The sequence below is a fragment of the Amycolatopsis sp. WGS_07 genome (assembly GCF_045278895.1).
GTDB lineage: Bacteria > Actinomycetota > Actinomycetes > Mycobacteriales > Pseudonocardiaceae > Amycolatopsis.
The window spans coordinates 7329944-7351157 of record NZ_CP136053.1; the positions used below are offsets into that span (position 1 = coordinate 7329944).

At 71.8% G+C, this 21214-nt stretch carries 13 protein-coding genes; 2 read left to right on the top strand and 11 right to left on the bottom strand.

Going from position 1 to position 21214, the window contains the following annotated elements; genetic code table 11:
- Nucleotides 1-285 precede the first annotated feature (285 nt).
- Together RPX00_RS34450 and RPX00_RS34455 are read left to right on the top strand one after the other, a co-directional pair.
- Nucleotides 286-5145 (top strand): amino acid adenylation domain-containing protein, encoded by a 4860-nt coding sequence (locus tag RPX00_RS34450; protein ID WP_406643191.1) that lies wholly within the window; start codon nt 286-288, stop codon nt 5143-5145.
- Nucleotides 5145-8891 carry a non-ribosomal peptide synthetase gene (locus RPX00_RS34455; protein ID WP_406631701.1) on the top strand — a complete coding sequence of 1249 codons (3747 nt, stop codon included), beginning with the start codon at nt 5145-5147 and terminating at the stop codon, nt 8889-8891. Before RPX00_RS34450 ends, RPX00_RS34455 begins: the two co-directional genes overlap by 1 nt.
- Nucleotides 8892-9175: 284 nt before the next feature.
- On the opposite strand, the gene RPX00_RS34460 is transcribed toward RPX00_RS34455, so the two are convergent.
- From RPX00_RS34460 to RPX00_RS34510, 11 genes are all read right to left on the bottom strand, one after another.
- Entirely contained in the window at nt 9176-9844 is a 669-nt protein-coding gene (locus tag RPX00_RS34460) for an FMN-binding negative transcriptional regulator (protein ID WP_406631702.1), read from the bottom strand.
- A gap of 14 nt (nt 9845-9858) precedes the next feature.
- A complete protein-coding gene (locus tag RPX00_RS34465) occupies nt 9859-11667 on the bottom strand; it encodes a gamma-glutamyltransferase family protein (protein WP_406631703.1) in 1809 nt (602 codons plus the stop codon).
- The gene (locus RPX00_RS34470) at nt 11664-12068 is read right to left on the bottom strand and encodes a cupin domain-containing protein (protein WP_406631704.1); all 405 of its coding nucleotides are present in this window, start codon (nt 12066-12068) and stop codon (nt 11664-11666) included. The genes RPX00_RS34465 and RPX00_RS34470 overlap by 4 nt, the downstream gene beginning before the upstream one ends.
- A gap of 26 nt (nt 12069-12094) precedes the next feature.
- Nucleotides 12095-13108: a class I SAM-dependent methyltransferase gene (locus RPX00_RS34475; protein ID WP_406631705.1), complete on the bottom strand. Its 1014-nt coding sequence runs from the start codon at nt 13106-13108 to the stop codon at nt 12095-12097.
- Between the two features lie 7 nt (nt 13109-13115).
- Nucleotides 13116-14099 (bottom strand): hypothetical protein, encoded by a 984-nt coding sequence (locus RPX00_RS34480; protein WP_406631706.1) that lies wholly within the window; start codon nt 14097-14099, stop codon nt 13116-13118.
- On the bottom strand, nt 14086-14610 hold the full coding sequence (locus RPX00_RS34485; protein ID WP_406631707.1) for a VOC family protein: 525 nt from the start codon (nt 14608-14610) through the stop codon (nt 14086-14088). Before RPX00_RS34485 ends, RPX00_RS34480 begins: the two co-directional genes overlap by 14 nt.
- Before the next feature lie 44 nt (nt 14611-14654).
- On the bottom strand, nt 14655-15518 hold the full coding sequence (locus tag RPX00_RS34490; RefSeq protein ID WP_406631708.1) for an aspartyl/asparaginyl beta-hydroxylase domain-containing protein: 864 nt from the start codon (nt 15516-15518) through the stop codon (nt 14655-14657).
- A gap of 75 nt (nt 15519-15593) precedes the next feature.
- The gene (locus tag RPX00_RS34495; RefSeq protein WP_406631709.1) at nt 15594-16484 is read right to left on the bottom strand and encodes an LLM class flavin-dependent oxidoreductase; all 891 of its coding nucleotides are present in this window, start codon (nt 16482-16484) and stop codon (nt 15594-15596) included.
- The gene (locus RPX00_RS34500; protein ID WP_406631710.1) at nt 16481-17887 is read right to left on the bottom strand and encodes an FAD-binding oxidoreductase; all 1407 of its coding nucleotides are present in this window, start codon (nt 17885-17887) and stop codon (nt 16481-16483) included. The genes RPX00_RS34495 and RPX00_RS34500 overlap by 4 nt, the downstream gene beginning before the upstream one ends.
- Complete coding sequence (locus RPX00_RS34505) at nt 17865-20243, bottom strand: non-ribosomal peptide synthetase (RefSeq protein ID WP_406631711.1); 2379 nt, start codon at nt 20241-20243, stop codon at nt 17865-17867. Before RPX00_RS34505 ends, RPX00_RS34500 begins: the two co-directional genes overlap by 23 nt.
- Nucleotides 20240-21172 (bottom strand): hypothetical protein, encoded by a 933-nt coding sequence (locus RPX00_RS34510; protein ID WP_406631712.1) that lies wholly within the window; start codon nt 21170-21172, stop codon nt 20240-20242. Before RPX00_RS34510 ends, RPX00_RS34505 begins: the two co-directional genes overlap by 4 nt.
- Nucleotides 21173-21214 lie beyond the last annotated feature (42 nt).

A 21214-nucleotide genomic window follows, 5' to 3' on the forward strand; every position in this document is an offset into this window, starting at 1 on the left:
CGTTTCTACGGCACGGATGGAGGTAGGCGGTCGATGTCCGATCTCTCGGCTCGATGACCGGGCGAGCGCGCTGGGCCGCCCGGTTCGCGGCGGGCGGTGTGTATGCGGGTTTGTACGACAGCTGGCGGCGGGCTACGGCGGGAGGCGCGGCCGTCTGAACGCAATTCGTCCCTACGGCACGGTTGGAGGTAGGCGATCGATGTCCGATCTCTGCGTACATCAGTTGATCGAGGCTCAAGCGGCGCGGACCCCGGACGCGCCGGCGATTTTTCCGCGGAAGGCGTCCTGAGCTTCCGCCAGCTCGACAACCGGGCGAACGCGCTCGCCGCCCGGCTCGCCGCGCGCGGGGTGCGGCCGGAGGTCCGGGTCGGGGTCGCCGTCGAGCAGCGGGCTGCCCGCTGGCTCGTGACGGTGCTGGCGGTGTGGAAGGCAGGCGGCGTCTACGTTCCGCTGGACCCCTCACTGCCGGCGAAGGTCGTGGCGGGGATGCTGGCGGACGCGGACGCCGAGCTGGTGCTCCGCGACGGACCCGAGCGCGAGTTCGAGGGTTCCGGCTTCGAGGTGGTCGACCTGGCCGACCTCACCGGCCCGGCCGAGCCGCCCGCGGCTCCGGTGCTGTGGCCGGCCAACCTCGCGTACTGCTTCTTCACCTCCGGCTCCACCGGCAGGCCGAAGGCCGTCGGGGTCTCGCACGCCAGCTTGATCGGGCACGCCACCGCGATCCGCGCGGAGCTGGGCCTGCGGTCCGACGACCGGTTCCTGCAGTTCACCTCGATGCACATCGACGCCTCGCTGGAGGAGGTCCTGCCGGCGTGGCTGGCCGGGGCCGCCGTCGTGCTGCCGGACATGGCCCGGCCGACCAGCGTCGAGCTGACCGACCTCATCGCCGCCCGCGAGGCGACGATGGTGAGCCTCCCGAGCAACTACTGGCACCAGTGGACCGATGACCTCGCCGCCGGGATCGTGTCGCTGCCCGCCAGCCTGCGCACGGTCTTCGCCGGCGGCGACAAGATGCGGATGGACCGGCTCGCCGCGTGGCTGGAGGTCGTCGGCCCGCGGCCGGTGGACTTCGTCGCCGACTACGGGCCTACCGAGACCACGATCAGCTGCACCACCTACCGGCCGGACCCGGCGGATCTGCCCGACATCGGGCTCGTGCCGATCGGGCGGCCGCTGCCCGGGGTGACCCTGCACCTGCTCGACGACGACCTGCGGCCGGTGCCCGACGGCGAACCCGGGGACGTGTGGATCGCCGGCTCCGGGCTGGCCCGCGGCTATCTCGGCGCGCCGTCCACCACCGCGGACCGGTTCTGGCCCAACCCCTTCGGGCCGCCGGGCTCGCGGATGTACCAGACCGGCGACCGGGCCAGCCTGCTGCCGGACGGGAACATCCAGTTCCTCGGCCGGTCCGACCGCCAGGTCAAGATCCGCGGCTTCCGGGTCGAGCCCGGCCAGGTGGAGAACGCGGTGCGGGACTGTGCCGGCGTGCGCGACGCCGTCGTGGTCACGGCCGACGACCCGGTGTCCGGTTACCGGTTGATCGCCTACGCCGAGGGGGAGCACACGCCGGAGGCCGACGCCGCGCTCCGCGCTGAGCTGGCCGAGCGGCTGCCCGCCGTCATGGTGCCGCAGACCATCATCTGGCTGGACCGGATGCCGCGATCCCCGCTGAACGGCAAGGTGGTGCCGAGCGAGCTGCCGCCAGCGCCCGCCCCGGTCGGCGCCGAGGCGGCCACGTCGCCCGGTCTGGAAGGCGTCGTCGCGCGGCTCGTCGCCGACGTGCTCGGCCGTCCGGCCGGTGCCGACGAGGACTTCTTCGCGGCCGGCGGCGATTCGCTGCGCGGACTGCAACTGCTCAGCGGCATCGCCCAAGCCACCGGTGCCGCGCTGACGTTCAACCAGCTGCGCTCCGCGCCGACCGTGACCGCCCTCGCCGCGCTGGTCAAGGGGACCCGGAAGCGAGACGCCAGCGGCGGGGTCGTCGCGGCGGCCGGAGAGCACGGCGAGTGGCGTCCGGCCTCGCGCGGCCAGGCCGCATTGTGGTACCTGGACCAGCTGCAGCAGGGTGCCGCGACCTACGCCGTCCCCCTCGGCTACTGGATTGCCGGACCGCTCGACTTCGAGCGGATGGATGCCGCGCTCACCGCGCTGGTGGAGCGGCACGAAGCGTTGCGAACCACGCTCGCGGACCGGGACGGCCGGGTCTGGTCCCGGCTCCGGCCGCCGGAACCGGTCCGCACCGCGGTGGTCTCCGCCGCCGACCACGCGGACGCGGTGCGCCTGGCCGAGGCGGAGGCGGCGCGGCCGTTCGACCTGTCCGCCGGGCCGCTGCTGCGGTCCTCCTGCTACCGGGTCGGCGACGAGGAGCACCTGTGGCTGCTCGACGTGCACCACAGCGCCTTCGACGCCTGGTCGCTGGGAGTGTTCTGGCGGGAATTCGCCGCGCTGTACCAGGACCGCCCGCTGCCGGAGCTTTCCGTGCGGTTCGCCGACTACGTGGCCTGGCAGGAGAACTGGCTGGGCTCGGAGGAAGCGGACGCCCAGCGCCGGTACTGGACGGAGCAGCTCGACGGCGGCGCGCCGGCACCGGAGCCTGGCAAGCCGACCGGAGCCGAGGGACAGACCGGGTTCGCGATCCCGCTCGGGCTCGCCGGCGTCGAACTGGACGCGGTGGAGCGGGTGGCGGGCGCGTGCGGGTCCACCCGGTTCGGCGTGCTGCTGGCCGGTTTCCTCGCCGCGCTGCACCGGATGGCGGGCGCCGCCGACGACGTGGTGGTCGGCGTCCCGATGGCGGGCCGGGTCCGGCCCGGGACCGAGGACCTGGTCGGCTACCTGGTCAACACCGTGCCGCTGCGGATGCGGTTCACGCCCGGCATGCGGTTTTCGGAGCTGGTGGAGCGCACGGACGCGGCGCTGGCCGAGGCGCTGTCCCGCCAGGACCTGCCGTTCGCCGAGATGGTCGGCGGCCTCGACCGCGGCGGGGACGCCGCGGGCAACCCCGTCTTCCAGACCATGTTCGTCTTCGAGTCGACCCCGATGGACGGCGGCGGCGACATCGCCGGACTGGAGATCGCCGAGCAGCAGCTCCACTCCGGTACCGCCAAGGTCGCGCTGACCTGCACGCTGCGGACGGACGGCGGGACGCTCGCCGGCGAGGTGGAGTACGCCGACCGCCGGTTCGACCGCCCGTCCGCCGAGCGCTGGCAGGACGGCATGGTGACGCTCCTCGAAGCCGCGCTGACGGACCCGTCGGCGCCGCTGGACGAACTGCCGCTGCTGCCCGCCGAGTCGGCCGCCGCCCAGCTGGCCGCGATCAACGCCGGCCACGAGGACCGCGCTGCCGCCGAAACGCTCCTGCACGACGGTTTCGCCGCCGCGCTGGCCCGGGACCCGGACGCGGTGGCGGTGCAGGCGTGGACGAGTTCGGTCAGCTACGCCGAACTGGACGCCCGCGCCGAGGCGATCGCGACCGCGCTCGCGGCGGTGGGCGCCGGGCCGGAGTCCGTGGTCGGAGTGTGCGTCCCGCGCTCGGTGGAGTCGATCGCCGCGGTTCTCGGGGTGCTCCGCGCGGGTGCCGGTTTCGTGCCGCTGGACGCCGGCTACCCGGCCGAACGCCTCCGGTGGATGGCCGCCGACTGCGAGATGGCGGCGGTCGTCGCGGCGGGGACGCCGCCGGCCGGGCTGGAGGGCCTGCCGGTCGTCGACCCGGGCGCGCCGAACGCGGGAGAAGGCCGTGGCGCGGTCCGGATCCACCCGCGGAACACGGCGTTCGTCTACTACACGTCAGGGTCCACGGGCCGGCCCAAGGGCGTCGTCATCGACCACGGCTGTGCGGCGTCCCGGGTGGAGTGGATCGCCCGGCGGTACGAGCTTGAGCCCGGCAAGCACGTGGCGCACAAGACGCCGTTGATCTTCGACGTGGCGATCTGGGAGATTTTCTCGACGCTCTCCGCCGGAGCCACCATCGAGCTGGCCGAAGCGGGCTCGGAGACCGACGTGCCGTACCTGGCCGAACTGCTCGCCGAGCCGGGCACGGTGCTGGCCCACTTCGTCCCGTCGATGCTCGACATGTACTTGGCCACCGTTCCGGCCGCCAAGTACCCGGACCTCGCCTGCGTGCAGACTTCCGGCGAGGCGGTGCCGTCGGCGCTTCTGGAGCGCTTCGCCGCCCACTTCGACGTCGACCTGCACAACGCCTACGGCCAGACGGAGACCTCGGAAGTCGCGCTCTGGACCGGGCGCTCCTGTCCGGACGGCGGCGTCCCGATGGGCCGTGCGGTGAACGGCTATCGGCTGTACGTCCTCGACGGGGCGCTGGCTCCGGTGCCGCTGGGCGTGGTCGGCGAGCTGTACGTCGCCGGGGTGAACGGCCTGGCCCGCGGCTACCTCGGCCAGCCGGAGCTGACGGCGCAACGGTTCCTGCCGCATCCCTGCCCGGTGGTGCCGGGCGAGCGGCTGTACCGCACCGGCGACCTCTCGTGGCTCGACGACGAGGGCGTGCTGCACTACGCCGGGCGCGCGGACGGCCAGGCCAAGGTCAGGGGAGTGCGGGTCGAGCCGGGCGAGATCGAGGCGGTGGCGCAGCGCCATCCGGCGGTCGAGCGGGCGGTCGTGACGGTCCGCGAGGACGAGCCCGGGGTCAAGGAGATCGTGGCCTACCTGGTCGCCCCGGACGCGTTCGTCCCCGACGTGGCGGAGTACGTGGCCGGGTACCTGTCCCAGTACCTGCTGCCCGCGGTGTACGTGAAAGTGGACGCCCTGCCGCTGACCCCGTCCGGCAAGGTGGACCGGCGGGCGCTGCCCGCGCCGACCATCCGGGACCGGGAGGCCCGCACCAGCGCCTCGGAGGTCGCCTCGCTGATCGAGGCGGAGGTCGCCGAGGTGTGGTGCGATCTGCTGCAGGTCAGCCAGCTCGGGCGCAACCAGAACTTCTTCACCGTCGGCGGCACCTCGCTGTCGGCCCTGCAGCTGCTGCAGCGCATCAAGACCCGGTTCGGGGTGGCGATCTCCGTCCGGCAGTTCTTCGACGCACCGACGATCGCGGGCGTCGCCTCCTGCCTGGAGACGGCGCTGGCCGCCGAAGTGGCCACGCTGTCCGACGACGACGTCGCCGAGCGGCTCGGCGACGCGGACGGAGCACTCTGATGGCACCTTTGGACACGAACAAACAGCGCCTGCTCCTGAAGATGCTGCGCGAACGCGGCGGCGCGGCCGAAGCCCCGCGCATCGCCCCGGTGCCGCGCGGCACCGCCGTTCCGCTCAACCCGTCGCAGGCGCGGATCTGGTTCTCCTGCCGGCAGTACCCGGACAGCAGCGAGTACAGCATCCCGGACCTGCGGACCCTGGAACGGCCGCTGGACTTCGAGACCTTGCGCGCCGCCACGGCGGAGCTGATGGCCCGGCACGACATCCTGCGGGTGCGGATGTTCGAGCGCGACGGGGTGCCGATGCAGCAGGACTGCGGGCCGCTCGAGCCGCCGGTGACCTGGCACGACCTGCGGCACCTGCCCGCGGACGAGGCGGCGGAGCAGGCCGCCGGGATCGCTGGCCGCGCGGTCGAGCGCCCGATCCCGCTCGACGAGCCGTGTTTCTTCGCGATCATCGGCTTCGCGCTGCCCGGCGAGCGCACGATGCTGGCGGCCAACTTCCACCACCTGGTCGCCGACGGGCTGTCCCGGCAGCACGTCATGGCGGAGCTGGAAGCGCTGCTGGCCGGCCGGGCGCTCGACCCGCCGCCGCCGGTCGGCTTCCTCGACTACGCGGCCTGGGAACGCGAGAACACCGACGAGGCGAGGATCGAGCGCGACCTGGCTTACTGGACCGGCAAGCTGTCCGGCGACCTGCCGGTGCTGGACCTGCCGCGGGACCGTCCCCGCCCGGCCAGGGCCAGCCGCGCCGGCTACACCGTGCCGGTCACGATCCCCGCTCCGCTGCTGACGCGGCTGCAGCGGCTGGCGGCCGACGACGGGGTCACCCTGTTCGTCGTCGTCCTGGCCGCGTACAAGCTGTTCCTGGCCCGGATGGCGGGCCAGCGGGACATCCACGTCGGCGTCCCGCTGGCCGGCCGGGACGAGGAGGTCGCCGAGTCGATCGTGGGCTGCTTCGTGCGGTCGGTGCCGCTGCGCACCGACCTGTCCGGCGACCCGACGTTCCGCGAGGTCGTCCGCCGGGTGCACGAAGGACTCCTGGAGGCCCACGACCACCAGGCCGTGCCGTACGACCGGGTGGTGGCCGAACTGGGGCTGCCCCGGCTTTCCGGCGTGCACCAGGTGTTCCAGACCATGATCACGCTGGCGCACCCGGTCGGCGGCGCGGGCGGGGCGGCCGGGAAGAGCGTCGGGCTGAACACGAACTCCGTGATGTGGGACCTGGCCCTGAGCCTGTTCCCGGACGGCGACGCGCTGGGCGGGCTGCTGGTGTACGCGGCCGACCTGTTCGACCGGGAGACCGCGCTCCGGTTCGCCGGCGTCCTCGAGCACCTGCTGGCCGAAGCCGTCGAGCGGCCGGACGCGCGGGCGTTCGAGCTTCCGTTGCTGCCGCTGGCAGAGCGAGAGCACAGGCCCGTCCCAGAGATCCCGTACCGCACGTTGGCGCAGCCGTTCGAGGAACAGGTCCGACGCGCTCCGGACGCGATCGCGGTGCGCGGTGCGGCGGGCCAGCTCACCTACGCCGAGCTGAACGCGCGGGCCAACCGGCTGGCGCGGTTCCTTCGCGACGTGGATCCCGTTGTGGCGCTTTGCCTTTCGCCAGGGACAGACCAGACGGTCGCGTTGATCGCCGCGGCCAAGGCTGGCACCACGTACGCAACACTCGATCCGGAGGACGCCCGGCTCGGGGCGATGCTGGACGAGGCCGCCCCGGCGGTGGTGCTCGTCGACGGAGCGACGGCGGGCCGCGTACCGGCCGGACCCTGGCAGGTGTTCTCGTTCGAGGAGCCTGGCCGGTGGGCCGACGCGTCCGCTGACGACCTGCCGGTCGAAGGGACCGGACAGGACCTGTTCTGCCTGCGGTACACGGCGGACGCCGCGATCGCCTACCCGGTCGAAGCGGCACTTGCCGAGCTGGTGCAGCTTCAGCAAGACCATCCTCTCGGCACCGGCGACGTGGCGCTCCTGGCGAACCCCGAGGACTGCTTCTGGCCGCTGTCGCAGGGTGCGGCGGTCGCGGTGGCTCCGCCGGAGGTGCTCCGCGATCCGCGGCTGCTGCCGGATTACGTGGAGACGTACGGAGTGACGACGCTGTCGGTCGTGCCGTCGATGGCACCGGATCTGGCAGGGTTCCCGGGCACTCTGGTCGCCGGCTACGGGCCTCCCGAGACCGGACGGATCACCGAGCAGGGCAGGCCGGTCGCGCACCGCGCTCTTTACGTGCTGGACGAGGCGCTGGCTCCGGTGCCGATCGGCGTGGCGGGTGAGCTTTACGTCGGCGGCGAGATCGGCCTCGCCCGCGGATACCACCGGCGGCCGGCGCTGACCGCGGACCGGTTCCTGGCAGATCCGTTCGGCGCCCCCGGCTCCCGCATGTTCCGTACCGGCGAGCTGTGCCGCCGCCGGGAGGACGGCGTGCTGGAGCACCTCGGCCAGATCGATCGGCAGGTCCGGGTCCACGGTCTGCGCGTCGTGCTGGCCGAGATCGAGGCGGCCTTCGCCGACCAGGACGAGGTATGGCGCGCCGTCGTCGCTCCGGCACCGGAGGGCGGTCTCGCCGCCTTCGTGGTGCCGGACGGGGAACGCGAGCTGTCCGGGAAGAAACTCGTCGACGGCGCCGCTGCGCGACTGCCGGAGTACCTGATGCCGGAGACCGTCACGGTGGTGGAGGAGATCCCTCGGAGGGGCGGCGGCGAGATCGATTTGGCCGCGCTGCTCGACCTCCGGGACCGCGAGGCGGACGCCGCGGATGCCGACCGCACCGACGCGCCGGAGACCGAACTGGAGGCGCGGCTGGCCGCGATCTTCAGCCGCATCCTGCGCCGCGACACGGTCTCGGTCACCGAGAGCTTCTTCGACATGGGCGGCCACTCGTTGCTGGTCTTCAAGCTGATCGAGGAATGCACGAAGGAACTCGGGCTGGAGCCGAGCGTGCAGGACGTGTTCACCGGCCCGACAGTCCGCGCGCTGGCCGCGACGCTGGGCGCGATGCGCACCGCGGCGGACGTGGAGCCGCTGGTGAAACTGGTCGAGCACCCGGGCGCGCTGCTGGTGGTCTTCGTGCACGCCGCGAGCGGTTCCGTGCTGCCGTTCTACCAGGTGGCCAAGCGGCTCGGGCGGGAGTTCGCGGTGTACGCGCTCCAGTCGCCGCCCGACGCTCCGCCGGAGTCGATCGAGGAGATCGCCGCCCGCTACGTGGCCGAGGTCGACGCGGTGCGCGGCGTCGCCCCGGTCGTGGTCGCCGGCTGGTCGATGGGCGGCGGCGTCGCGCTGGAGATGTCCCGCCGCTGGCTGGACCGCGGCGACCAGGTCGCCGCGACCCTGCTGCTGGACACCTGGGCGCCGCCCGCGTTCATGTCCGCGGCCGGGGACGCCGAGCAGGTCCGCCGTTCGGTACTGGAACTCGACGTGCTGCGCTTGGAAGGAGCCGACGCCGCCACCGCCCGCCTGGACGAGCTGACCGCGACGGTCGAGCGCAACCGCGCGGCGTTCCTCGACTACCGGCCGAAGCCTTACCCGGCCGAGGTGGACCTGCTGCGCGCGAGCGACCCGCTGCCCGCCGACGCGCCGCCGTTCCCGCCCGGCTACCTGGACGGCGACCGCGGCTGGTCCGCCGTCGCCGACGTGACGACCGCCGAGATCCAGGGAAACCATCTGAGCATCTTCGACGAGGAACACGCCGACCAGCTGGCCGAGGCGATCAGCGCCGCGATCGCCCGGCGGGCGGGCTCCGAGGAGATCTGAACCTTGCCCGGCCGCCCGGTTGGGCGGCCGGGCACGACCCTGCCGCGGCTTCGGGAAGCCGGAAGCCTCGCCGAACGAGGTCAATGCCAGGAACGCAAGACGGCGGTATGGGCGCATTCGCACGGATCGACGGCCCCGCCGGACCGGGATAGTCGTCCGTGAAGGACTCCTTGAAGGAATCTGATTCCTTCAAGGAGTCCTTCACGGACTCTCGGAAACGGCCGGGCATTCCGGCGGAGAAGGTGTCCTTTGTGGACAGTCAGCGGACCGCGTCCGAGCCGGGTTCAGCAGGGGCAGGCGGGCGATCCTTCGGCCTGCCCCATCCCGGTCTCGCGCATCAGCCGCGCGAGCGGCCAGCCCGTGCCGGTGGCGTCGGCCTCGTAGCGGCGGATCACCGACTCCCGGACCGACGGCGGCTGCTCCTGGCTGAGCTTGAACAGGGCCTCCACCGAGTCGATCGTCATCCGGAACGCGCCGACGGCGGGCACGATCCGGCGGAAGTAGGCGACCGACGCGGTCTGGTCCCAGCCCGCCCCGAAGCGGCCCTCCAGCCGCGCGGCCGTCCACCGGACGACGTCCAGCGTCTCCTCCAGCCCGTCGACCAGCCGGATGCGGCCGCAGACGTGCACGGCGGCGAAGTTCCACGTCGGCGCGGCCGGGTCGCCGGGGTAGACCGCGGGCGTGACGAAGCCGCCCGGCCCGTCGAACATCAGCCGGGCGTGCATGCCGTCCTCGAGCGCCTTCCAGTGCGGGTTGGCGCGGTTGAGGTGGCCGACCAGCTCGGTGCCCGGCAGCGGGCCGGACTCGGGTTCGCCCGGCGCGACGAGCGCGGGCAGGCGGGTGGCCAGCGGCGCGTGCTCGCCGTTGGTCGTGAACGTCGCCAGGGGGTGGCCGTCGATGATCCGGCGGTGCCACACCTCGTCTTCGATCCGGTAGTGGCTGGGGACGAACATGGCTTACCGCCTCACTAGCGACAGACCGCGTAGGCCTGACGGCCGCGCGGGCCCGCCGCGACCCGGACGAAGCCGGTGGCGGGGTCGACGCCGGCGGCACAGACCTTGCTGAGGGTTCCCGGGGGCACCGCGGCGATCCGATGGCCCCGCTGTTCCAGCCCGGCGAGCACCTCCGGGCCGAACGAGCGCTCCGCGATCACCGAGCCCGGATTCGACAGGCGCGGCGCGAACGACTGCGCGAAGTGGTCGATGTTGCAGGCCGGAATCTCGGTCGCCTCCTGCGGTTCGACCCCGAACTCCGCGATCGCGAGGAACGCGTGGAGGGTCCACTGGTCCTGCTGGTCGCCGCCCGGCGTGCCGAACGCCAGGAACGGCTCGCCGTCCCGCAGCACGACCGTGGGGCTCAGCGTGGTGCGGGGACGCCGTCCGGGCGCCAGCGAATTCGGGTGGCCCTCGGCGAGCCAGGCCGTTTGGCCGCGGGTGCCCAGCGCGAAGCCGAGTTCCGGGATCACCGGCGAACTCTTGAGCCAGCCGCCGCTGGGCACGGCGACCGCCAGGTTGCCCCAGCGGTCCACGACCGCGACGGTGCAGGTGTTCCCGGCGCCGGCGCGGGGCGCGGCGGCGGTCACCGTGGGCAGGCCGCTGCGCAGCTGGGTCAGCCAGTCCGGCTCGTCGGCTCCCGGCTCCTCCGGCGGTTCGGCCTGCGGGATCCACGGCTCGCCGCTGCCCACCCGGCCGGGCTCGGGGTCGAGGTTCGCGCGGTCGCCGATCAGCGCGCGCCGCTGCGCGGTGTACTCGGGTGCCAGGAGTTCGTCCAGCGGAACCGGCGTCTGCAGCGGGTCCCCGTACCAGGCCTCGCGGTCGGCGAACGCGAGCTTGGCCGCCTCCGCGAGAGTGTGGATGTACTCGACGCTGCCCAGCCCCATGCCGCGCAGATCGCAGCCGGAGAGGAGGGCCAGCTGCTGAAGGAAGACCGGCCCCTGCGACCACGGCCCCGGCTTGTGGACGGTGTAATCGCCGTACGCCAAGGAGTACGGCTCCTCGACGCTTGGCTGCCAGGCTGCCAGGTCCTCGCCGGTGAGCAGGCCGCGGTGCGGGCCGCCGGTCGAGTCGAACACGTCGGTGGTGCGCGAGAAGCGGTCGATCGCCTCGGCGACGAAACCCTCGTAGAAGACGCGGTGCGCCGCCTCGAGCTGGGCCACCCGGTCGCTCGACGCGGCCCGCGCCTCGCGGATCAGCCGCTCGTAGGTCTCGGCCAGCGTCGTGTTGCGCATCCGGGAGCCGGGCAGCGGAGCCTCGCCGCCGGGCAGCCAGGTGCGGCCCGACGCGGTCCACTCGGTGGAGAACAGCGGGGCCATGGTCGCGATCGTCGACGCGGCGGCGGGCAGCAGCGGGTAGCCGCTGGCGGCGTAGCCGATCGCCGGTTCGAGGACGGTGTCCAGCGGCATCGACCCGAACTCGGCGAGCAGGCGCGTCCACGCCCCGAACGCGCCCGGCACGGTCGCGGGGAGCAGGCCCGCCGCGGGCATCTGCTTGATGCCGAGCGCGGCGAACCGGTCGATGGTCGCTGCTTGCGGCATGGGGCCCTGGCCGCAGATGACGCGGACCTTGCCGGTCGCGCGCTCGTAGACGGAGATGACGACGTCGCCGCCGGGGCCGTTCGAGTGCGGCTCGACCAGCTGGAGGGCGAAGCCAGCGGCGGCGGCCGCGTCGAAGGCGTTGCCGCCGCGGTCGAGGATGTCCATGCCGACGCCGGACGCGAGCCAGTGCGTCGCGGCCACGGCGCCGAAGGTCCCGGTGAGCTGGGGGCGCATCACGGTCATCGCTGGGCCGTCCCGGTCAGCAGCAGGCCGAGACAGTACGTGCCGGGCTCGGCCTTGCGCGTGACGAAGTGGTGCACCGTCCCGGCCGGGATGAAGAAGGTCGCCGGGGAGCTGAGCAGGTGATGCTCGCCGTCGGCGACCACCTCGATGACGCCGCCGCCCGGATTCGGGGACAGCAGCAGGTAGATCTCGGGAACCTCGTGGGTGTGCGGGGCGGCGACCGGCTTGTCCACCTTGTCGCTCAGCTCGCCGCCGGCCAGTTCGAACGCCAGCCCGCCGTACATGTCGTCGGTCAGGTAGAAGGGCGTCGGCGCGTGATGCCCCGGAACCTCCTTGAACAGCGGGAGATCGGTCCGGGAGGCCGGTTCGGCTGGTGCGGCTGGTGCGGGACGGGAGTCCATGGACGTTCCTCCGGGTACGGCGCGGATCAGGCGGGCGTCAGGTGGAAGATGAAGCTGGACGCGGGAAGGTCGATGAGCCGCTGGTCGGCGAGATGCCAGCCGCTTTCGGCGATGACCGAGTACCACTCGTCGAGCGTCGGCAGGTACTGGTCCATGATCGCGTGCACGGTCTCGAACCCGACCGTGAACATGGGCAGGTCCGGGCCTTCGACCCCGACCGACCGGCACGTGTCGCCGAGGATGAGGCCGCGCAGGTTGGGGAAGATCTCGCGCAGCCGCTGCAGGGTCTTCGCGCAGGCGTCGCGCGGCCAGAAGTCGTGGCCCATCAGGAAGCAGGTGACCAGGTCGACGTCGGCGTACTCCGGCCGCGGCAGCATGTCCAGGACGTCGTCCTGGGTCAGCGTGATGCGGTCTTCGAGCTTCGCCTCCCGGACGGCCTCGCCGGCGACCGCCAGCGCGCCCCGCGCGATGTCGACGCCGATCGCCCGGACGCCGGGCCGCTCCCGCGCCAGCATGATGATCCGGTCGCCGCTGCCGCAGCCGAGGTCGGCGACGGTGGAGAAGTCGAGGCCGTCGAGGACCTCCCGCAGCGGCGGGTCGAAGAAGTTGCGGGCGATGCTGCGGCAGGCCACGCTGATCGCCCGCGCGTCCCGGCGCATCTGGCGGTCGGCGCCTTCCTCGACGCGGACCAGTGAGGTCAGATCGGTGAACAGCTCGCCGCAGCCCCGGGTCAGCCAGTAGAAAAAGCCCCTGGTCCGGAACGCCTCGTCGAATCCCGGGCCGCGCCGGACTACTTCTCCGCCGGCTTCGAAGACGACGATCCGGCGGCTGGACAGAGCGGCCAGGACCTGGCGGACCCCGTCCGGGTGGGTGCTGGTGCGGGCGGTGAACTCGGGCACCTCGACCGCGTCGCGGCCGGCGAGTTCGTCCAGCAGGCCGATGTCCCAGGCCGCGCTGAGGGCGGCCGCGGCCACGGCGCCGTTGAACGTGTCCGCGCAATATCGCGATTCCTCGGGCGAGGTGTTCGGCACGACGGTCATGTAAACCTCAACTCTCGGATCGGGAGCTAGCCCGGACGGTCGTCGGTGGGTGGGCCTGGCTCGCCGGCGCGCCCGCGAGGCACAGGAGTTCCAGGACGCAGTCGGCCAAAGCCGCCTTGCGCTCCATCAGTTCCGGCGTGCGCAGCAGCGGCGGTTCGTCGTGTGCGCTCGACGCGAAGGAGGGGTACAGGCCGTTCGCGGTGACGTCGAGGAAAACGGCGTGCAGCCGGCGAACCAGCTGGCAGGCGAGCGTGTGTTGCGACACGGCCGCGCGGGTGGTCAGGAAGATGCCGTCGTACAGCCACCGCAACGTGGTGCGGTGCAACTGCTTGCCGCCCTTCGGCCGTGGGCTCCGCAGCAGCGAAGACACGCCCGTGGGCAGAACCTTGTCCGGGATGCCTTCGTGGACCTGCTCGTTGAGTTCGCACTCGCGGCGAAGGGCGTCCGTCGCGGCGCCGGGGGCGAACGCCGCCTTGCCCACGATCAACGGCCGCACCGGCGCGTAGTCCCGGGCCCACGCGCCGCTGAGATTGACGTGCTGGCGCGCCATCGGCATCCGGATGACCCGCCCGTAGATCTCGCGGGGCGCGGAGCTGGCGTAGAGCAGCAGCAGCGAGTAGCCGCACACCAGCACGCGCGCCTGTTCGGCAAGCTCCGGGACTTCGCCCGGGGCGGCCTCGATCTCCTCGACGATCGCCGCGAGCTGCTGCCAGATCAGGAAAGTGGTCTGGTGGGCGGTGATCCACCGGAACCAGAACAGCCGGTCGATCTCTTCGTCGCCGTCCGGGCGCAGGCGGTCGAGAGCCGCGGGGGAGGCCTGGGCCAGCTGGCTCCGCAGCGCTCCGAGCCGCACCGGGTCGAGGACCGCGGTGCGCGGCAGCCACTGCGCGGGCAGGGCCAGCGGTTCGAGCCCGTAGGGATGACCGCCGAACTCCCACTCCGCCCCGGCAGGGAAGTCCGTGACGACGGCCGGGGTCTCAGTCGGATCCATCGGCGCTGTCCCGTCCCTCAGCGGCGTCCGGCTGGTAGGTGAACTCGACCTCCAGGCCGTTGACGTCGTAGGCGTAGAAGCTCTGCATGCCCTGCGCGTCGATGTCGATCTCGGTGGCCGGCTCGTCGCGGACGAAGGTGTAGCGGCCCGACTCGTACAGCTGCATCCACCGGAGCCGCCACAGCCGCAACTGCTCGGCCGTGCCGACCCGGATGCACAGGTGCTGGAACTGGTTCGCTTCGCTGGCCGGCGGCGCGTGCGTCCCGGCGGTCCGGGTGAACAGGTGCAGCCGGATGCCGCCCGCGGCCACCTCGACCACGCGGGCCAGCCCGGGCAGCCGCTGCCGGCTCAGTGCGGAGAAACCGTCGTTCATCTCCCAGGAAACCGTGCCGCCCAGGAACTCCTGGTACCAGGCGACCGCGTTCTCCAGGTCCATCGTCTGGATGCCCACGTGGTCGATCGCCCCGGCCAGCGGCGCCGGGCGGACCACGTCGGATGTGGTGGTGGCCAAGGTGCTCTCCTGATTCGGCAGCCGTCGGGAACCGGCTCGCGCCGTTAGTCGTCGGCGGACCGTTCGATGGTGAAGTAACGGTGCAGTTCGTCGATGTGCCGGACTATTTCCGGATTCCCGGAATCGCGGGCGATGGCGGTCATCGTGGTCCACACGAAATCGTCGCCGCCGTGATAGCGGTAGTGTTTCTTGATGACGATGCTGAATATTTCGTCGACCGTGTCCATCGTGATGACGCCGGACAGTTTCCGCAGGGCGGCCCGGTCGGCGTCGGAAAGCGGCGGCCGGTTCACCTTGCGGTTTTCCGGGATGCCGGTTTCCGGACCTCGGCCCTCGATGTTCACCAGCGGTTTGTCCGACGGCGTGTCCACGAAGTCGAGCATCATGTGGATGCGCTGCTCGGTGGAGAGCACCGCCGCCGAGTGGATCTGCGAGGCGTCGAGGAACCAGACCTCGCCCTTGCGCATCTGGAATACGGTGTTGCCCTCGTTGAAGAAACAGTCCCCGTTGGTGACCAGCGGGATGTGCAGGCGGTGGACGCTGCGCGAGTCGTCCGGGATCTCGGTGAATTCGAGCAGGTCCCGGTGCGGGATGATCACGCTGTTCTGCACCTTCGCCAGCCGCACGAAGTTCAGCCGCTCCAGGTCGACCACGGTGCTGATCAGCTCGCGCAGATAGGGCATCTGGTCGGCGTACTCGGTGAACGCCGACGGCCGGCGGTGATCGTACGAGGTGACCACTCCGTCGCCGACCTGCCCGCCGCGGGTCCAGAGCATGCAGCTTTTGTACGCGCCTTGGGAAAGGTAATCGCTGTGCGCCTCGGACCACGGGAACAACTCGGCCTGCGCGAGGTCTTTGGCGAGCCGGGCGTCGTCGAGCGGGGCGTCCGCCACATAGTGGGTTCGCATCGGATCACGCCATTCCGTTCAGTCGAATTTTGCACTCTCCTTCAGAGCGTAAGCGACGGTCGTTCCGTCGCCGCGTCACGTGTTTCGGGGGCGATTCAGCTCCGCGGCCACTTTCTCCAAGATCTCGACCTTTCCTAAAAACGGCTCGCTCGTCCTCGGCCATTGCACGACGAAATCGGTGATGCCCGCTTCGGCGAATCGGCCGGCCGCGTCGAAGAACGCCTCCGGCGAAGCGAGGACACCGCCCACGCTCGGGCCGCAGATCAGCAGCCGGGCCACGGAATCCGGGTCGCGGCCGACTTCCCCGCAAGCCTTTTCAAAAGCCTCGACCTGTTGCCGGACAATGGGCAGCGCCTGTTCGTATGGCGCGCTCTCGACCCGGCTGGGCACGCCCGTGGTCACCCAGTACGAGCCGTACTCGGCCGCCAGGCGCATGCCGCGAGGCCCGCCGGCCGCGATGGCGAACGGGACGCGGGGGACCTGGCGGCACAGCGGATGCGAATGCACCTCGTCGGCCACGTAGTAGCGGCCGTCGAACGTGGTGACCGGTTGCCGCAGAAGCAGATCGGTGAGCCGCACGTATTCGTCGAACCGCTCGGTGCGCTCGCGCCGGCTCCACGGGACGCGGCGCGTCATCTTGGCGTCGTAGCCCTCGGCGCCGGAGCCGAGGCCGAGGACGAGGCGGCCGTCGGCGATGTCGTCGAGGGTGGTGACTTCTTTGGCCAGGTACGCCGGATCGCGCAGGTTGGGTGACGCGACCAGGACGCCGAGCTTGATGCGGGTGGTCTCCACCGCCGCCGCGGTCAGCGTCGGGACGGCGGTGGCCCAGTCCTTCGCGCGGAACGCCCGCCAGTTCAGGTGGTCGTAGGTCCAGGCGTGGTCGAATCCCAGCTGCTCGGCCCGGTGCCACTTCTCCCGCGCGGTCTGCCACGGGTCCTCCGGGACGATCTGGATGCCGAACTTCATGCGTCCTGCTCGTCCGGAGAGCCCGGGTCGATGTTGAAGTTGTACCGGAAGACGTTCTCCGGATCGAGGCGCCGTTTGAGCGCGACCAGGCGCTGCCACCGCCTGCCGTACGCCTCCCGCACGCCGTCGGTTCCCTCGTCGTTGAGGAAGTTGACGTACTTCCCGACGGCGTGCGGCGCCATCGCCTCGCTGAAGTCGCGGACCCAGGCGACGTGGCGGTCCCGGTCGTCGCGGTCGGGCGACCAGTGGCCGAACATGTTGATGTCGTGCGTGGCGTGGCGCGAGCCGAAGGCGGTGTCCTCGGGAGGGACCCGGCCGATCGCGCCGCCGAGGTGGTAGACCGGCACCGCCGACAGCGGTGAGGTGATCCGGGCGACGTGCTCGACGATGATCGAGATGATCTCGTCGGTGAGCGGCCCGAAGTCCACCGAACGCCAGTAGTAGTGGTCGCCGGCGCGCGAGGTGTCGTCGAGCATGCGCTGCAGGACCACGTACGGCATGGGGGCGACGGTGTCCAGCACCGGGCGCCCGAACTCGCGCAGCGGGCGCAGGAATTCCTGTCCCTGCTCGTGATCGCCGGACCAGCACACGATGATGGCCACGACGGGAGTTCCGTGCAGCCGCTCGGGAATGGCCGCAACGGCGGGGCAGAGCCGGAGGTTGAGGATCGTCCCGAGCGCGTCGGGGGCTTCCGCGATCAGGTCGCGGTAGCGGGCCAGCACCGCGGGCGCGTCGTCGAGCGGATGGATGAGCATCCCGGCCAGGACGGTCGGATCCACCTCGTGGAGCCGGAGACCGAATCGCACCACGGTTCCGAAGTTGCCGCCGCCGCCGCGCAATCCCCACAGCAGCTCCGGATCGCGCTCCGCGTCCACGGTGACGAGGCGGCCGTCGGCGGTCACCAGGTCGGCTTCGACCAGGTTGTCCGTGGCCAGCCCGCAGCGGCGCATCAGGTGCCCGATGCCGCCGCCGAGCGTGAGCCCGCCGACGCCGGTCTCGCTGACGATCCCGCCGGTCGTGGCCAGGCCGTGCGCCTGGGTCGCCGGATCGACGTCCTGCCACAGCGCGCCGCCCTGGACGTGGGCCAGCCGGCGTGTCGGATCCACGTCGACCGCGCGCATCAAGGACAGGTCGACGACCACGCCGTCGTCGCACAGCCCTTGCCCGGCCACGCTGTGGCCGCCGCCGCGCACCGCGACGGGCAGTCCCCGTCCGGCGGCGAACGTGACGGCCGCGGCCACGTCCGCCGCGTCGGCGCAGCGCGCGATCAGCGGCGGATGCCGGTCGATGTCGCCGTTCCAGACCTGGCGGGCCCGGTCGTAGCGCGGGTCTGCCGGGGTGATCAGCTCGCCGCGCAGCGTGTCGGCGAGCTTTTCGGTGTCACCGGTCGTCAGCGTGTCCAAAACCGTCCTCCGGTTGTCGTGCGGTTCCGGCAGTGACGGAACTCTTCGTTTCGGGTGGCTGCCCTCCGCCGCGGATCGTCGCGGCCACTTCGCGCAACGTCCCGTGCAGGAGCTGCGTGAGGTCGGGCGCGGTCCGCAGCGCCGCCTCGCATTCGTCCCGCAGCAGGAACGTCAGCATCGAATGGCCGCCGAGCGCGACGAACGTGTCCAGCGCGCTGATCGGCTTCGGGCCGAGGACCCGCCGGTAGATCTCGACCAGGCGGGCCTCCAGCTCGTCGGCGGGGGGCACGACCGCGCGTTCGCGTTCGGTCAGCTCCTGCCAGGTCTTGATCAGCGCGTCGTGGTCGAGCTTGCCGTTGACCGTCGCGGGCAGGCGGTCGACGGGCACGACCCGCTCGGGCCGCATCTGGCTGGGCAGGAGCCCGGCCAGGTAGTCCAGCAGCGCGTCCGGGTCCGGGCCGGGGCCCTGTCCGGCGGGCACGACGAAGGCGAGGAGGCGCAGCGGCTGCCCGTGGGCGATCGCGGCGCAGTCGCCGACCGCGGGGTGCGCGGCCAGCGCCGACTCGATCTCGCCCGGTTCGACCCGCAGCCCGCGGATCTTGACCTGCCGGTCGATCCGGCCGAGGTGCTCCAGCGCGCCGTCCTCGCGAAGCCGGCAGAGGTCGCCGGTGCGGTACATCCGCGACCCCGGCGGCCCGTAGGGATCGGCGACGAACCGTTCCGCGGTCCGGGCGGGCTGGCGCCAGTAGCCGTCCGCCAGGCCGACGGGGCCGCTGATGTAGGCCTCCCCGGGCGTGCCGACCGGCACCAGGTCGAGGTTGGCGTCCAGCACGGTCACCCGGAAGTTGTCGGCGGGCCTGCCGATCGGCACGGACATCCCGTCCCAGCCGGGCTTGATGACGTTGTCGGTGACCGGACCGGCCTCGGTCGGGCCGAAGGCGTTGACGAGAGTGCTCGCGGGCAGCGCGGCGTAGAACTCCGCCGGGAGCCGCGGGCTCATCGACTCGCCGCCGCAGACGACCCACCGCAGCGCGTCGGCGCCCACTGCGGAGATCTCGTCGAGGAAAGCCGGCAGCATGGTCGTCACCATGAAGACCTGCGTCACCTCGTGGTCGTGGACGACCCGGGCGAGATGCCTCGGGTCGCGCTCGCCGCCGGGACGGCAGATCACCACGCGCGCACCGTGATACAGCGGCCAGAAGATCTCCCAGATGTGGATGTCGAAGCCGGCGAAGGATTTGAACAGCGCCGTCTCGCCAGGCTGGAACGGGTACTGCCGCTGCATCCAGAAGACGTTGGCCAGCGCCGCGGCTGTCCGGGACACCACCCCCTTGGGGCGGCCCGTCGTTCCCGACGTGTACAGCAGGTGCACCGGGCCGCGGGTGGTGCCGTCGTCGGGCGGATTCGTTGCGGGACAGTGCATCCAGTCCCGCTCCGCGCGGGCGTCGAAGACCTCCCAGTCTCCGTCCGGGATGCGGGCGCGGCACTCCGGGTCGGTCAGCACGTGCTGCGGCGCGGAGTCGGCCAGGATCAGCGCGATGCGCTGGTCCGGCAAGTCGGCGTCGAGGGGAACGTAGGTGACGCCTGCCTTGGCCGCGGCGTAGGTCGCGACGACCAGATGGATGCTGCGCTGGAGGCAGATGCCGAGCCGGGTGCCGGGGCCGGCGCCGCGCTCGCGCAGATAGTGGGCCAGCCGGTTCGAGCGCTCGTTCAGCTCCCGGTATGTGACTGTGGTCCCGTCCTCGTCCTGTAGCGCGATGTCGTCCGGAGTGCGTTCCGCCTGCTCCTCGAACGGCTCCGCCAGGGTGCGGTACCGGATCTCCGGGTCGCGCTGCGGGTTGAGGCCGTGCAGGATCCGCGCCCGCTCCTCGTCGCCGACCAGCGGATGGTCGAGCATCGGGAGATCGGGGTCCTTCGCGAGGGAAACCAGCAGCTGCAGAAAGGAACTGGCCCAGGCCTGAGCAGTGGGCAGGTCGGCGGAGCCCGGCACGGTCTCGACGTACAGATGCCGGCCCGCCCGGGCGATCAGGATCGTCACCGCGACCAGCGGGTCGTCGGAGCCGGGCGCGATGGCGGGCCCGGACGGGAGAGCCAGCCGGAGCGCCTCGCGGAAGCTGAGGGAGGCGTCCGGAGCGCCGCCCTGCGGGACGATCGCCTCCAGCGGTCCCCGGGTGACCCGGACCCGGCAGCCGGCGCCCGGGCGCGGAAGCCGTTGCGCCAGAACGCCGGCGCAGACCGACAACGCGACGAAGTCGTCCGCCCCGGCTTCCTCGGCGAGACAGTGCAAGGAGCCCATCACGCCGTACGGCACGGGGATCGGCCCGATGCAGTCCGTTGTGGACAGATCCCCGCTCATTGCGCGAGTCCTTCGAGGAGCCCGCAGGCGTAGAACCCGGGGGCGAGAGACTGCGCCAAATACGTTTCCCCGGACTGGATGCCGAACCGCTCGTGATAGTCGAGCAGATTGATCATCCAGTCGGCGTTTCCGCAGTGTCCGTACAAAGCGAGCGTGTCGGCGAAGTGCACAGTGTCCGGCTGCAGCCCGACGGACGTCGCGTTGAACAGCGTCAGCGGCTTGTGCAGGTTCGCCGCGAACACCTTCGCGAGCTGTTCCGGCCGTCGGCCGCCGGCGCGCAGCACCGCCGACAGCGTCCGTTCAGCGACGTCCTTCCGCGAAACGAACGTGTCGCGGCCGCGCAGCCCCTCCGGGTCCGTCTTGATCGCGGACGAGAGCAGCCGCACCAGCCCCGATCCGGTCCTGCTCAGCAGGCAGCTGGCGGCCGCGTCGCCGAAGACGGCGTAGGAGCGCACCCGGTCGCGGTCCTCGGGCATGAAGTCGAAGGCGACCACTGCCACGTTCGTCACGTCCGGGTCGGCGAACAGCCGCTCGCCGTGCTGCAGCGCGGTCAGCGAGCTGCAGCACCGCTGGAAGGACACGACGTGCGGGACACAGCCTTCCATGCCCAGTGCGAGCAGCACGCGGCTCGCGAAGTCCGGAGGCACCAGGGCGAGGGCTGGGTCGCTGGTCGCGAACACGAGGTGGTCGACCTCGCCGGCCGAGACCCCCGCGAGGCGCAGGGTCCGGCGCACGGAGTCGACGACATAGTCCTCCGCGGGGCCCGACATCTTCCGGTAGGTCGTGCATCCCATCTCGGCGAAGTCGGTTCCGAACGACACGGTCTCCCAGAGCGCCTCGAAATCGGGGATGTTCTCCGGCTTGCACTCCACGTCGCCGAAGGCGCACGCGAACGAGCCGATGCCTATGTCTTCGTGATCCGGGATCATGCTTCCTTCCACCGGCCGAGGGGACAACGGAAATGCCGGGCC